The following is a 13,202-nucleotide window of genomic DNA, read 5'->3' as shown; positions in this document are numbered from 1 at the left end:
TTCCGTCTCGTGTTTTAGAGTTGTGCAAGTCGCGAAGCGGCAGGAGTGCCTTCCCTGATGGGGCTATTTTTCAAACGTCGTAAAGCCACCGCAATGGGGCTGCTGGGTCTTGAGTTCGGGCCGCAAGGCGTCGCACTCGCGCAAGTCCAGCGTGCTGACGGCGAGACGCCACAGTTGCTGCGTTGCGACTACCTTGAGGGTCAGCCGGAGGCGCAAGCTGAATTGCTCAAGCAAGCCGTTGCCGAGCATGGCCTGAACGGTATGTCGGTCAATCTCCTGCTGCACCCTTCGGCTTATCAGATGTTCCTGCTGGAAGCGCCAGAGGTACCGGCTGAAGAGCTGCGTGACGCCATGCGCTGGCGCGTCAAGGACTTGCTCAGCGAGCCGCTTGAAGACGTTGTCATCGATTGCTTTAGCCTTCCGGAGGACGCTTATCGTGGCCGCACGCGCATGGTCTATTGCGTGGTGCTGAAAAAGTCCCGGATGACTGAGTTTCGCGCGCTCGTCCAGCATGCCGGCCTGACCCTGGCAAGCATCGACATCACTGAAATGTCCTTTCGCAACCTCGGGCTGCTGGCCGGTGCCGATGCCATCAATTTGGCGCTGTTGCGCCTACGTACCAGCGAAGGTTTGATCTGTGTACAGAACGGTGCCGATCTGTATATGGCACGGCGTATCGAACACGGTCTGGCGCGTGCCGAGCAGGATCTGTCCAGCATGACCCTGGAGATCCAGCGCTCGCTCGACTACTACGAAAGTCAGTTGGGTAAAGGCTATATCAGCCGCCTGTTGCTGTTGCCGATGAAACAAGACGGTGAGCGGACCCATCAGGCGCTGGCGGCCGGGCTGGCTGTCAATCTGCAACGGCTGGATTTGCGTGAGCTGTTCCCGGGTCAGCCGGCCAGTGACCTCACCGAATCGAGCCAGGCCTTCTGTATCGGCGCTGTCGGTGCCGCCCTGCGTCAGGATGCTTGCTGATGCAGAACATCAACCTCTATCAACGCGAACGCCGTAGCGGCGGTGGACCACGCCCCAGGCAGATGCAGCTGGGCGTCGTGCTGGTTATCGCAGTGCTGGCGATCCATGGCGCATGGCAGGGTTGGAAGCTGCATACCGCCGGCCAAGCTGCCGTACTCGCCGAACAACAGGCCGGGCAGGCAGAGGCCAGGCTGGACGTGGTCAAGGCTGATTTTCGCGAGCCGACGCTCGACCCGCGGCTTCCGCTGCAGTTGGCCGAGCGCGAAGCCGAGAACCGCGAGCTGCAACGACTCGCCGACCACCTCAAAACGCTGGATGCGCAGCGCAGCAACGGCTTCTCGGGGTTGCTGCAGGGCTTGGCTGATCGCCACCCACCGCAAGGGCTTTGGCTGACCCGGATCCGCCTACAGGCGGGCGGGGATGAAATGGCATTGCAGGGGCTGACGCAGGATCAGGAACTACTCCCACTTTATCTGCAGAGCTTGGGTCAGAGCGGTGCGTTCAGCGGACGCGAGTTCGCCCGTTTCGATCTTCATCGCGACGACCGCGATCTGCTGCAGTTCCGCTTGTCCTCCCAGGCCGTGACGGAGCCGGACGATGAATAAGCTCATCCAACACTGGCAGGCGCTGGCGCCGCGCGAGCAATGGCTGACCTACGGTGTGGGGCTGTCGCTGCTGATCATGCTCTACGTGTTGTTGATCGCCGAGCCGCTGGGCCTGCGCATTGCCGCCGAAACCAGTCGGCAACAGGCTGCGCACACCCGTCTTCTCGCGGCTGAGAGCAGCCTGCTGGAAATTCAGGCCAAGCTTGCGGCCGATCCGAACCTGAGCTACCGGCGGGCGCTGGTGGCTGCACAGGTTAGCCATGACGAGCTGCTGCAACGTATCGATCTGGAAACCAGCACGCTGGTATCGCCGACCCGGATGAAGGGGCTGCTGCAGGATCTGTTACGTAACCAGACCCAGCTCAAACTGGTTGCCCTGGAAAGTTCGAGCGGGCCGCTCGCGGTGCCCGCTGCGGCAACGGCTGAGGGCAAGGAGCAGAAGACGCCACCGGTGGTGTTCTATCGCCATGGCCTGCGTCTGACCCTCGAAGGCGGCTATTTCGACCTACTGGCCTATCTCAACGCCGTCCAGGCGAGTGGCTGGCGCTTGCATTGGGACAGCCTGAACTACGAAGTCGGTGAGGAGGGCGCGGGCCGGGCTCGCGTCACCCTCGACTTGCATACCTTGAGTCGCGATGCGGGGTGGGTTGGTGTTTAGGACTGCAGTCAAACTTATCTGCCTGGCTTCGCTGTTTGCCGCCGCGCCTGTCGTCGCGCTGGATCCCACGCAACCGCCGGCCGGGCGGGCCGCTGGCGATGCGCCGGTAGACGCGGCTGCCAGCTTGCACCTGCAGGCGATCCTGCGTGGCCCCGGGCGTGCCAGCGCCGTGATCAACGGAAACAGCCTGCAGGTCGGTGACCGCGTGGGAGATACCCGCATCCTTGCAATTCACCGGCACGCCGTCGTCATTGATCGCCAAGGTCAGCAGCAAGAACTGCACCTCAGCGCCCCCATCATTCAAACGAGCCGTACCCAGCCATGATGCCGACCCAGATGTCTCGCTTCGGCGTGTTGAGCCTGATCTGCCTGCTTTCTGCCTGTCAGACCTTCGAAGACGGCGATCAACGTCTGTACGAGCAGAGCAACCGCCTGTTCGAGGAAAGCCTGGAACAGAACCAGCTGAAAGTGGTTCCGCCAGTTTCGGTGCAGGCGGGACTGATCCCACCTTTGGCAGCCGACAAGCTCGTCGTCTCGGGGCCTCGTTTCGACGTGGCCGTCAGCGACATGCCGGCCCGCGAGTTTTTCCTCAGCCTGATGAACAGCGCCGGGGAAAATCTGCTGGTGCACCCCGGCGTGACCGGCAACGTAACCTTCAGCCTGCGTAACGTCACCCTCGAAGAAACCCTGGCGGCGGTTCGGGATAGCTACGGCTATGACTACCAGCGTACCGCCTACGGCTATCAGATCCAGCCGAATGAGGCGATTACCCGCACCTACGATCTCGATTACCTGAACGTCCAGCGCCAGGGTATGACCGACACCCGCGTAAGCTCGGGCCAGGTCACCAGCAGCGACAGCACCGGCGTCGGAGCGGCAGGCACTACGACCAGCAGTACCTCCTCGACCGTGAATGCCAGCCAGTTGCTGACCACCAGCAACGTGGACTTCTGGAGCGAAGTGCGAGCCGTGATCGAGATGATGATCGGCGGCGAAGAAGGTAATCAGGTCGTCGTGAATCCGCAGAGCGGATTACTTGTGGTGCGCGCCTCCAGCGCGGATCAGCAGGCCGTAGAGCGCTTTCTGATCCTGGCGCAGCGCAACCTGCAACGTCAGGTCATCCTCGAAACCAAGATCCTCGAAGTGAATCTATCCGATGGCTTTCAGTCCGGCATCAACTGGGCACAGCTCGGCAGCATGGGTAATGCCGATTTCAGCCTCGGCGTGCAGGGCGACGCGCTGAGCGGGCCGAACAGCGTCGGCGGTGTGTTCAGTGCTGCCGTGCAGGTCGGTGATTTCAGCGGCGTGCTGCAACTGCTGGAAACCCAGGGCGAGGTACGTGTGCTGTCCAGCCCGCGGATTTCGACACTGAACAACCAGAAGGCGGTCATCAAGGTCGGCACGGACGAGTTCTTCGTAACCGATGTTTCGACCACCACGACGTCGCTCGTGGGCGGCACCACTGCACCGGATCTGGACATCACCCTGACCCCATTCTTCTCCGGCATATCGCTGGATGTCACCCCGCAGATCGATGAGAACGGCCAGGTCACGCTGCACGTGCGGCCGACCGTCAGCCGCGTGCAGGACCAGAACAAGACCATCCAGCTGGGCGGCTCGGACAATGTCTTCAATCTGCCGCTGGCGCTCTCGACTACACGTCAGTCCGACTCCATCGTGCGTGCCCGCAGCGGTCAGGTGGTGGTCATCGGCGGCCTGCTGGAAAACCGCAACACCAATACCGATGCAAACATTCCCTGGGCCTCGAAGCTGCCGATAGTGGGCACGCTGTTTCAGCAACAACGCAAAGCCCTGCTGCAGACCGAGCTGGTGATCCTCATGCGGCCACAAGTGGTGGACGACCAAGTCTGGTTGGATGATCTGCGTAAATCCGCCGAATCCTTCCGGTCGACCAGGTAACCGCCGGTATGTACGAAGCATTTTTCGGCCTGCGCGAGAAGCCATTCGCGCTGACACCGAACACAGGCTTCATGGTTCAGCTGGCGCCGTATCAGGCCTGCCTCAATCTGCTGCGCGTGGCGCTGGGTGAGGGCGAGGGCTTCATCAAGGTCACCGGGGAAGTGGGCACGGGCAAGACACTGCTCTGTCGCGCGCTGCTCAACGAACTGGACGCCGCTCACTACCAGGTCGCCTGGTTGCCGAATCCGACGTTGACGCCAATGGCCTTGCGCCAGGCGCTGGCGCACGAACTGCACATTGCCGAGGCGAGCGAGCTGGACAACCACGGCTTGCTCAACGCCCTCCACGCACGCTTGATCGAGCTGGCCGCGCAGGGCAAGAGCACCGTTCTGCTGATCGACGAAGCCCAGGCGCTGCCGACTGCGACGCTGGAAGCCTTGCGCCTGTTGACCAACCTCGAGACCGAACACAACAAGCTGTTGCAGGTGGTGCTGTTCGGTCAGCCGGAACTGGACGCGACCCTGGCCCGCGAAGACTTTCGTCAGCTGCGTCAACGCATCACCTTTTCCTACAGCCTTCGCCCGCTGGATGTGAGCGATGCTACGCGCTACCTGCAGGAACGCCTGGCCGTGGCGGGCTATCGGGGCGAGCCGCTGTTCAAGGCTGCGGCGGTACGTTTGTTGGTGCGAGGCAGTGGCGGAATTCCGAGGTTGCTCAACATCCTGGCGAACAAATGCCTGATGGTGGCGTTCGGTGAAGGGGCTCGTCAGATCTTGGCGCGGCATGTGCGCCGGGCGTTGGACGATACCGAAGGTGCGAAGCCGTTCTGGCGAAACACCTCACGTCTTTTCGGCTGGAAGATGACCGCTGGGTGCCTGTCGCTGGCACTGATCGCCGGTGCCTGGCCATGGCTGGCGCAACTCACCGAGGTGCTGCCGTGAGCCTGGTCAACGACATGCTACGGGATCTTGAGGCGCGCCGCGCGGCGCCGGCCGAACGTGAGCAGCTGGGTAGCCTTTATGCCGTGGACGAAGCCGCTGCGAAACGGCGCGAAGGCTATGAGCGCTTGCGTCGCGGGTTGGTGATTGTTGCCGCAATCGGGGTGCTGGCCATTGCGCTGTTCCTGCTCTCCGGGCGTCTGCAACCGGCCGCCCAGCCCATGGCCGCGGCGCCCGTCGTTGTTTCGCCACCGGTCGAAGAAGTTGCGCCGATGCCAGAGCCTGTCGCGCTGACGCAACTGCTGGAGGTGTTGCCACAGAACGACGGGCGGCGTTTCGTCCTGCAGCTGCTGCTCGATCGATCCGTCAGCTATCAGCGAATCGATACGAACGGCTCGGTCAGCTTCCGCCTCAGTGATGTGCAGTTCAAGGGCGAGGCCCGCACCGGGCGCATCGAGAAAGAAGGGCAGACGCTGTCTTGGCGCGTCGAGGCGCAGGACGGCGACGTTAATGTGCTGATCATCGGTTTCGGTGATCAGCTGAACGTAGCTGATCGCCTCGAATCCATCGGTGATCGTTCGCAGCTATGGTTGGACGTGTCGTTTGGCAGTGCGGCTGATGCCGACCCGCAGACTGAATCTATGCCGGTTGCCGAGTCGCCGGATATGGACGAGGCCCAATTGCCGGACTGGGTGACCCGTGACGTCGAGCCGGCTGAGACGCTCAACGAGCCGGCCCCCGCCAAAACGACACTTGAGCCCAAGGCCGTGCCCCGTGCTGCGATTGCCGCAGAGCCCGTTGTTCCAGCAGGCGCTGGAAATATCACGATCGGTGCGCATCAGCCCGATGCACTGGCGCAGGCCCGCGACGCGCTGAGTCGGGGTGATCACCTATCGGCTATTCGGCAGCTGCAGGCACTGCACCAGGCACAACCGGACAGCGCAGAGATCAGCCGCTGGCTGGCTCGTGCCTACCTCGGCGCGGGCGATACCGCCGCGTTGCTGAAGTGGCTGCCGGCTCAGTTGCAGGCCCGCCCGTTCGATGCCGAGCTGCGTGAGCTGCTCGCGCGCGGCCAGTTGCAACTCGGCGATCAAGGCGCAGCCATCGCGACGTTGCAGCAGAACGCGCCGGCACTGCAGCGCAACACCGCCTATCACGCCTTGCTTGCTGCGCTGTACCAACAGGTCGGCGATTGGTCCGCAAGCGCTGCGACCTACCGTCAGCTAACCGCTATTCAACCAGGGCAGGGCGCATGGCAGCTCGGCCTGGCCATCGCGCTGGAACAACTCGATCAGCCGGCACAGGCCGGTCGGCATTATCGCCAGGCATTGCAAGGGCAGGGCCTGGATGAAAGCGCGCGTCAGTTCGCCACTGAACGTGCCGGTTCCCTCGGAGGGACGCAATGACTCAGGACATCCGCCAGCGCAAGATTCGCCTCGGCGACCTCCTGGTCCAGGCCGGGCTGATCAGTGACGCTCAGTTGCAGCTCGCATTACAGGACCAGAAGCGGACCGGCTCCAAGCTCGGCCGCACGGTACTGGATCTCGGTTTCATCGATGAAGGACGCCTGCTTCGGGCGCTTTCCGAGCAGTTGCAGATCCCCTTCGTCGAGCTCAAACACTACAAGTTCGACAATCAGCTGACTCAGAGTCTGCCCGAGGCAATGGCTCGGCGTTTCCGCGTCATCGTGCTGTCGCGCCAGGCTGAGGGTTTGCTGGTCGGCATGACCGATCCACTCGACCTTTTCGCCCAGGACGAAATGGAGCGTTTGCTGGGCAAACGGGTATTCCCAGCGGTGGTCCGTGAAAGCGAGCTGCTGGGCGCCCTCGATCAGCTCTACCGACGCACCAGCGAAATCGCCTCGCTGGCCGGTGAGCTGGAAGGCGAACTGCAAGACAGCGATTTTGACTTGTCGCGCCTCGGCGCTGAGAGCAATAGCGACGCGCCCGTGGTGCGGCTGTTGCAGACGCTGTTCGAAGATGCCGTGCAGATGAAAGCCTCCGACATTCATATCGAACCTGACGAAGGCGTGGTGCGGATCCGTCAGCGTATCGACGGTGTACTCAACGAGCAGGTGATGAAGGAGCACCGCGTTGCTTCGGCGCTGGTCATGCGTTTGAAGATCATGTCCGGCCTGGACATCTCCGAGAAACGTTTGCCGCAGGACGGTCGCTTCAACATCCGGGTGAAGGGCCGCAACATTGATGTGCGTGTGTCGACGATGCCGGTGCAGTTCGGCGAATCGGTGGTGATGCGCTTGCTCGACCAGAGCGGGGCGATGTTTCAGCTCGACGGCACCGGCATGCCGGCGGCGATGCTTGAGCGCTTCCGTCGTCTGCTGCAACGGCCCCACGGCATGGTGCTGGTCACCGGGCCGACCGGCTCGGGTAAAACCACCACGCTCTATGCGGGGCTTTCCGAGCTGAACAGCCCCGAGAAGAAGATCATCACCGTGGAAGATCCGGTGGAATATCGCCTCCCGCGGATCAATCAGGTGCAGATCAATGCCAAAATCGAGCTGACCTTTGCGCGCGTGTTGCGAGCTGCGCTGCGTCAGGACCCGGACATCGTGCTGGTCGGCGAGATCCGCGATCAGGAAACCGCCGAGATCGGCCTGCGCGCCGCGCTGACCGGTCACCTGGTGCTGTCGACGTTGCACACCAACGACGCCCTGACCTCTGCCATGCGCCTGATCGACATGGGCGTGGAGCCCTTCCTCGTCGCCACGGCGCTGAACGCGGTGCTGGCCCAGCGCCTCATTCGTCGCGTCTGTGAAAACTGCCAGGAAGAGCACCAGCCGGATCCGCGTCAGCTGGTCTGGCTGGAAACGCTGCACGGCGGGTCGCTGGCCGACAAGCGTTTCCGTCGCGGCAGCGGCTGCCACCAGTGCCACAACAGTGGTTACAGCGGCCGGATCGGTGTCTATGAGTTGCTCGAACTCGACGAACCGATGATCGCCGCGCTGCGCCGTGGTGATCCGCAAGGCTTCGCCGAAGCCGCGCGCAAGCAACCGCATTACCGGCCGCTGGCCGAATGTGCATTGGATTACGCCATTGCTGGCATCACCAGCGTGGATGAAGTGCTCAAGGTGTGCGCCACCCTGGCGGATGACGAGGTGACGGTGTGAACGCCCAGGCTGCACCACGCCGCTGCACCGCTACAGTAGGAGCCAGCTTGCTGGCGATCCATGGGCGCGCTGCGGCTAATCACGTTCGTGAGCACGCTCGCGCCTATGGACGCATGCAAGGCATAGGCGAACCGACCATGACGCACGCGCAACCTGTAGGAGCCAGCTTGCTGGCGATCCATGGGCGCAGGGCGGCGCATCGCGTCGATGCTTGCTGGTATGCGTTTTGCTCGTCATCCCAGGCTGGTGAATGCGTCGATGTGTATGCACCTCGGGGCGGGCGGTCCGCGCGGAGCGGTGCGTTGCTCGCAAGACTTGGATGGCAAATCTGATGCCTGCCTTCCGCTACACCGGCCGTAATGCCCAAGGCGTCAAAGTAAGCGGTGCGCTCGAGGGTGCCAACGCCGATTCCGTTGCGGGCGAGTTGTTGTCACGACAGATCACTCCGCTGACCATCGAAGCCCGCGAGAGTCAGGCTGGCGGCGGTGATGCATTGGCGGTGCTGCGCGAAAAGCTCCAGCGCAAGCGCGTCGATCTCGATGAGCTGATCATCTTTAGCCGCCAGATGTACAGCCTGAGCAAGGCCGGTGTGCCGATCATCCGCGCTATCGGCGGTCTGGCAGAGTCGAACCGAAACCTGTTCTTTCGGCAGATCCTGCAGGACGTGCGTGCCAGCCTGGAGAGCGGACAATCCATGGCCGTGGCGCTGAACGGCCACCCCAAAGTGTTCAACAACCTGTTCGTCAGTATGGTCAGCGTTGGCGAGAACACCGGCCAGCTCGACCAGGCCTTCAAACAGCTGTCGGCCTACCTTGAGCTGGAACGCGAAACCCGCAAGCGCATCAAGCAGGCGACCCGTTATCCCATCTTCGTCATGGTCGCCATGGGCGTCGCGCTCGCGGTGATCAACCTGCTGGTGATCCCGGCTTTCGCCAAGGTGTTCGCCCAGTTCCACGCCCAGCTGCCGTGGGCCACCCGCGTGCTGATCGGCACGTCCAACTTCATGCGCGATTATTGGTGGCTGTTGCTGCTGGGCATCGTTGGCGGGCTTTACGCCTTCTTCAAATGGATCGAGACCGATGCCGGTCGACTCCAGTGGGATCGCATCAAACTGCGCCTGCCCATTGTCGGCGGCATCTTCGAACGCATCGCCCTGGCGCGCTTCACCCGTACCTTTGCGATGATGTACCGCGCCGGTGTGCCGTTGCTGCAAACCCTCTCGATCAACAGCGCCAGCGTCGGCAACCAGCATATCGGCCAGGCGATTCTCGGCATCCGCGAAAGCGTCGAACGCGGCGAAGCCCTGACTCGCTCGGCCCATAACTCAGGCCTGTTTACACCGCTTGTCCTGCAAATGATGGCCGTCGGTGAAGAAACCGGCGCGTTGGACGACCTCTTTATCGAAGTGGCTGATTTCTACGAACAGGAAGTCGACTACGACCTCAAGCAACTGGCCGATGCCATCGAGCCGATCCTGATCGTTTGCATGGGCGTCATGGTGCTGGTGCTGGCATTGGGTGTGTTTTTGCCGATGTGGGACCTGGGCAGTGCGGCGCAGGGGAGGGGGTGAGACAACTGGCCGAAAGCTTGCTAAGGCCATGCACCGGCGGGTTTACCGTCAAGCACTTGGCGTGACGTGCAAAAGATTGCTGACAGGTCAGGGAGGACGTGTCGGCACAAACCAACCGGTTCGACCACGGATAGGCCGCGTAGACCGGTAAAACGAGGAGCAGCAATGAGCAGGAATAAGGGTTTCACGATGATTGAGCTGGTGGTGGTGATTGCCATTCTCGGCATCCTGGCGGCGGTCGCGTTACCGCGCTTTATCGACGTTGCAGATGATGCTCATGAGGCTTCGGTGCGAGGCGTCGGCGGTGCGCTTGCGTCCGCAGTCATGCTCGCGCGTGCACAGTGGGAAGTTAACCGGGGCAAGGGCATAACGTCGAACGATAACGTTGTGGGCTTTGGCTCCGGAAACATCGACGTCAACACCAGTGGCTGGCCGGTTGGCATCGACGGCGGCAATACGCTTGGTTCGATTGCCGATTGCCAGGCGCTCTGGACCAACCTGCTGCAAGGTTCCGCGCCGACCATCACGGGAACTGCGCCGAACTACGTTGCCACACTGGCCGGCGGCACCGGTCAGGCATGCACCTACACCTACCAGGGCCAAGACAAGAACGACACGATCGTTTACGACTCGGTGCTCGGTACGGTCGTCACCACTTTCAAACCGTAATACCAACTGCCTCGGGGGCATAGAAATGAAGAAACAACAGAGCGGTTTTACTCTGATTGAACTGATTATGGTGATTGTGATTTTGGGGATTCTGGCGGCATTTGCTTTGCCCCGGTTTGCGAACCTCGGAGGAGACGCGCGAGCGGCAACGGTTGATGGAGCTGCGGCCTCGATGCGATCCGCAGTTGCAATCATTCATTCAGCATGGCTTGCAGGAGGTAGTACGGGCTCTACTGTTGAAGTAGAAGGTGCGTCGGTCGCTGTCGATGCGCTTGGTTATCCGACCGCCGCGGCCACGGGCATCGGCGCTGCGGTAGACATGGCTGGCGGACTTACTGGGGCTGTGTCGGACGATGATTACGTCATCTCTGCTACTGGTGCTACCGGTGCTTGCTCGGCTACATACACAGCCGCTATCGCGGCTAGTGGTACTGATCCCATGGTGCCACCGACAGTGGTTGTCGATAAGTCTGGCTGCTAACGCTTATGTGTCCGACCACAGTGTGGTCGTATTCCAAGCTTTCTAAGATGAAGACTGCCCGCGGCTTTACCCTCGTCGAGCTGATCATGACACTCGTCATCATCGGCGTCCTCGCCGCTGTGGTGGGGCCGCGTTTCTTCGATCGAAAGGTGTTCGACGAACGGCTTTTCTTTGAAGAGACGGTCTCGGCCGTGCGTTACGCTCAGAAGCTGGCCCTGGCCAGCGGCTGCCTGACCCAGGTCAACCTCGACGCCGGCGGTTACCGCCTGCGTCGAGCGGCCAACTGCGCGTCCGGTGATTACATCGCCGAGGTGCAGGGGCCGGACGGCCAGACTCCCTTCGCCAATACCGAGGTGCCAGCAGGCGTGTCGGTGTCGGCGACCAATTTTCCCGTAGTGTTCGACTCGCTGGGACGTCCCTCCGGCGCGGCGAGCGCCACCATCGGCGCGTTCACCTTTAGCGTGACTGCCGAAACCGGGCTGGTGCAATGAAGCGCCAGCGCGGCATGACCCTTGTCGAGCTGGTGATCACCATCGTGATCATCGGTATCGCAGCCGCGGCGCTGTTCACTGCCATGGCCTCGATAACGGCACGTTCTGCCGATCCGCTGCTGCGCCAGCAGAGCCTGGCGATTGCCGAGGCATATCTGGAAGAAATCGAGTTGCAGGCGTTTGCCACGCAGGCCAGCGCCGCGTGCAACCCTGCGCGCGCCTGCTTCAACGACGTACGTGACTACGCGGGGATATCCGAGGCGCCGCATGATGCCTTCGGTACTGCGATTGCTGACTTGGCAGCCTATAACGTCGCCGTTTCGGTGAACGGCCCAGATGCCTGGAGCGGCGTTCAGGCGCTTCGCATTGACGTCACCGTAACGGACCCGGCCGGCGCCACATTGCAGCTGAGCGGCTATCGAACCTGCTACGGCGAAACGGATGCCTCGGGGGCGAGCCTATGCCCCTGAAGTCGCGCGGCTTCACCTTGGTCGAGCTGGTTATGGTCATCGCACTGGCCGGCTTGGTGGCTGTCATGATTTCGGCGGTGTTGGGTCGGCCGATGGAAAGCTTCGCGGCGCAGAGTCGTCGTGCCGAGCTGGTCGATCTTGGCGCGGGTGCTCTTCAGCGGATGACGCGTGATGTCAGGCTTGCGGTCCCCAACTCCCTGCGCGTGTCCGCTGACGGCCAGGCGCTCGAATTGCTGTTGATCCATAGCGCCGGTCGATACCGCCCGAATCGCAACGACAGCGATGGGCTGCGTTTCGGCGAAGCCGTAACCAACTGCGGAAGTTCGACGGCTGACCTGAGCTGCGACAGCGTCCAGCTGCTCGATCCGTCGATCGATCTTTCAGGTGTTCGGTGGATGGTGCTTTACAACGTCGGCGCCGAGTCTGGCGGCGTGCCGCTTGCCGGAGCGAACGTCTGGAAGTTTGCCAATCCAGGCGTGATTACACCGAGCGGGACAACCTTCTCCCTGCGGACCGGTGCGCCGGTGGACGAGTCGCTCATTGCGCTTGGCAATTTGCCGTCCGGTGGGTTCCGCTTCGCCCTGGCCTCACCTCAGCGTCGGATGTACTTGGCTGAGCGCGTGGTGGGGTATCGCTGCCAGGGCGGCGAGCTGGTGCGCTACAGCTATGACCAGTTACTTGAAAGCCTGCCCCTGTCGCCGCCGACCGGTTCCAACCCGCTAAAACTCACTGGTGACGTCAGCCAGTGCCGCTTCAGCTACCGAGCCGGCAGCGCGCAGCGGGGAGGGCTATTGAGCCTGGCTCTCGGTATTGCCCAGGATGACGAGATCCTTCGACTCACCCAACAGGTTCACGTCGACAATGCGCCCTGATTTCCGAACACCGCGGCATTCGGCTGGGTTCGGTCTGGTCGCAGCCTTGTTCCTGATGATTGTGGTGACGGTGATTATCTTGACCATGGCGCATCTGTCTGCAACTCAGCACGGGACCATGAGCCTTGCGATCCAGCAGGCGCGTGCATACCAGGCCGCACGAGCGGGACTCGAGTGGAGCATTGCTCGAACACTGGACAACGGGATCTGCCCGGCGGAGTCACTGAGCCTGGGCGGCAGTCTGTCGGAGTACACCGTGGCCGTAACCTGCGTCTCGAGTGTTTACACGGAAGACACATCCACTGTCGCGATCTACCGGCTGACCGCGACTGCACAGAACGGCATGCCAGGCAGTCGTCCGGATTATGCCTATCGCCAGTTGACCGCCGTCGTGGAGCGTTGAGTTGAAGCAGACAAGCGTGA

Annotated in this window: 15 protein-coding genes; all 15 read left to right on the top strand. The window is 62.1% G+C overall.

What is annotated here, in order from left to right; genetic code table 11:
• The first annotated feature begins 57 nt into the window (after positions 1-57).
• The 15 genes from RT21_RS04955 to RT21_RS04885 all read left to right on the top strand — a co-directional run bounded on the left by RT21_RS04955 (position 58) and on the right by RT21_RS04885 (position 13,182).
• A complete protein-coding gene (locus RT21_RS04955; protein WP_046161870.1) occupies positions 58-978 on the top strand; it encodes a type IV pilus biogenesis protein PilM in 921 nt (306 codons plus the stop codon).
• Complete coding sequence (locus tag RT21_RS04950; protein WP_046161869.1) at positions 978-1,583, top strand: PilN domain-containing protein; 606 nt, start codon at positions 978-980, stop codon at positions 1,581-1,583. Before RT21_RS04955 ends, RT21_RS04950 begins: the two co-directional genes overlap by 1 nt.
• The gene (gene gspM / locus RT21_RS04945; RefSeq protein WP_046161868.1) at positions 1,576-2,241 is read left to right on the top strand and encodes a type II secretion system protein GspM; all 666 of its coding nucleotides are present in this window, start codon (positions 1,576-1,578) and stop codon (positions 2,239-2,241) included. The genes RT21_RS04950 and gspM overlap by 8 nt, the downstream gene beginning before the upstream one ends.
• Complete coding sequence (locus tag RT21_RS04940; protein ID WP_156155714.1) at positions 2,234-2,566, top strand: Type II secretory pathway component; 333 nt, start codon at positions 2,234-2,236, stop codon at positions 2,564-2,566. The genes gspM and RT21_RS04940 overlap by 8 nt, the downstream gene beginning before the upstream one ends.
• Positions 2,563-4,161, top strand: coding sequence for a pilus (MSHA type) biogenesis protein MshL (gene mshL, locus RT21_RS04935; protein ID WP_046161867.1), 1,599 nt, complete (start codon positions 2,563-2,565; stop codon positions 4,159-4,161). Before RT21_RS04940 ends, mshL begins: the two co-directional genes overlap by 4 nt.
• Positions 4,162-4,169: 8 nt before the next feature.
• Positions 4,170-5,102, top strand: coding sequence for an ExeA family protein (locus RT21_RS04930; protein ID WP_046161866.1), 933 nt, complete (start codon positions 4,170-4,172; stop codon positions 5,100-5,102).
• Positions 5,099-6,505 (top strand): tetratricopeptide repeat protein, encoded by a 1,407-nt coding sequence (locus tag RT21_RS04925; RefSeq protein WP_046161865.1) that lies wholly within the window; start codon positions 5,099-5,101, stop codon positions 6,503-6,505. Before RT21_RS04930 ends, RT21_RS04925 begins: the two co-directional genes overlap by 4 nt.
• Complete coding sequence (locus tag RT21_RS04920) at positions 6,502-8,226, top strand: GspE/PulE family protein (protein ID WP_045428579.1); 1,725 nt, start codon at positions 6,502-6,504, stop codon at positions 8,224-8,226. The genes RT21_RS04925 and RT21_RS04920 overlap by 4 nt, the downstream gene beginning before the upstream one ends.
• 331 nt (positions 8,227-8,557) lie before the next feature.
• Positions 8,558-9,796, top strand: coding sequence for a type II secretion system F family protein (locus RT21_RS04915; RefSeq protein ID WP_046162113.1), 1,239 nt, complete (start codon positions 8,558-8,560; stop codon positions 9,794-9,796).
• Positions 9,797-9,961: 165 nt separating this feature from the next.
• Positions 9,962-10,465 (top strand): pilus assembly FimT family protein, encoded by a 504-nt coding sequence (locus tag RT21_RS24275; RefSeq protein WP_046161864.1) that lies wholly within the window; start codon positions 9,962-9,964, stop codon positions 10,463-10,465.
• A 25-nt stretch (positions 10,466-10,490) separates the two neighbouring features.
• Entirely contained in the window at positions 10,491-10,946 is a 456-nt protein-coding gene (locus tag RT21_RS24270) for a prepilin-type N-terminal cleavage/methylation domain-containing protein (RefSeq protein WP_046161863.1), read from the top strand.
• Positions 10,947-10,993: 47 nt separating this feature from the next.
• Positions 10,994-11,437 (top strand): pilus assembly FimT family protein, encoded by a 444-nt coding sequence (locus RT21_RS04900; protein ID WP_046161862.1) that lies wholly within the window; start codon positions 10,994-10,996, stop codon positions 11,435-11,437.
• The gene (locus RT21_RS04895) at positions 11,434-11,907 is read left to right on the top strand and encodes a prepilin-type N-terminal cleavage/methylation domain-containing protein (RefSeq protein WP_082082112.1); all 474 of its coding nucleotides are present in this window, start codon (positions 11,434-11,436) and stop codon (positions 11,905-11,907) included. The genes RT21_RS04900 and RT21_RS04895 overlap by 4 nt, the downstream gene beginning before the upstream one ends.
• The gene (locus tag RT21_RS04890; RefSeq protein ID WP_052724721.1) at positions 11,898-12,779 is read left to right on the top strand and encodes a PulJ/GspJ family protein; all 882 of its coding nucleotides are present in this window, start codon (positions 11,898-11,900) and stop codon (positions 12,777-12,779) included. Before RT21_RS04895 ends, RT21_RS04890 begins: the two co-directional genes overlap by 10 nt.
• Complete coding sequence (locus RT21_RS04885; RefSeq protein ID WP_046161861.1) at positions 12,769-13,182, top strand: hypothetical protein; 414 nt, start codon at positions 12,769-12,771, stop codon at positions 13,180-13,182. The genes RT21_RS04890 and RT21_RS04885 overlap by 11 nt, the downstream gene beginning before the upstream one ends.
• Positions 13,183-13,202: the final 20 nt, after the last annotated feature.

Source organism: Pseudomonas sp. 10B238 (genome assembly GCF_000970615.1).
Classification (GTDB): domain Bacteria; phylum Pseudomonadota; class Gammaproteobacteria; order Pseudomonadales; family Pseudomonadaceae; genus Stutzerimonas.
Note: the sequence above shows the minus strand (reverse complement) of the source record. Positions and strands in the feature narration are given on the sequence as shown.

Coding starts and splice junctions, on each gene's coding strand:
- RT21_RS04955 (WP_046161870.1), top strand. CDS start 58: ATGGGGCTATTTTTCAAACGTCGTAAAGCCACCGCAATGGGGCTGCTG.
- RT21_RS04950 (WP_046161869.1), top strand. CDS start 978: ATGCAGAACATCAACCTCTATCAACGCGAACGCCGTAGCGGCGGTGGA.
- gspM (WP_046161868.1), top strand. CDS start 1,576: ATGAATAAGCTCATCCAACACTGGCAGGCGCTGGCGCCGCGCGAGCAA.
- mshL (WP_046161867.1), top strand. CDS start 2,563: ATGATGCCGACCCAGATGTCTCGCTTCGGCGTGTTGAGCCTGATCTGC.
- RT21_RS04930 (WP_046161866.1), top strand. CDS start 4,170: ATGTACGAAGCATTTTTCGGCCTGCGCGAGAAGCCATTCGCGCTGACA.
- RT21_RS04920 (WP_045428579.1), top strand. CDS start 6,502: ATGACTCAGGACATCCGCCAGCGCAAGATTCGCCTCGGCGACCTCCTG.
- RT21_RS04915 (WP_046162113.1), top strand. CDS start 8,558: ATGCCTGCCTTCCGCTACACCGGCCGTAATGCCCAAGGCGTCAAAGTA.
- RT21_RS24275 (WP_046161864.1), top strand. CDS start 9,962: ATGAGCAGGAATAAGGGTTTCACGATGATTGAGCTGGTGGTGGTGATT.
- RT21_RS24270 (WP_046161863.1), top strand. CDS start 10,491: ATGAAGAAACAACAGAGCGGTTTTACTCTGATTGAACTGATTATGGTG.
- RT21_RS04900 (WP_046161862.1), top strand. CDS start 10,994: ATGAAGACTGCCCGCGGCTTTACCCTCGTCGAGCTGATCATGACACTC.
- RT21_RS04895 (WP_082082112.1), top strand. CDS start 11,434: ATGAAGCGCCAGCGCGGCATGACCCTTGTCGAGCTGGTGATCACCATC.
- RT21_RS04890 (WP_052724721.1), top strand. CDS start 11,898: ATGCCCCTGAAGTCGCGCGGCTTCACCTTGGTCGAGCTGGTTATGGTC.
- RT21_RS04885 (WP_046161861.1), top strand. CDS start 12,769: ATGCGCCCTGATTTCCGAACACCGCGGCATTCGGCTGGGTTCGGTCTG.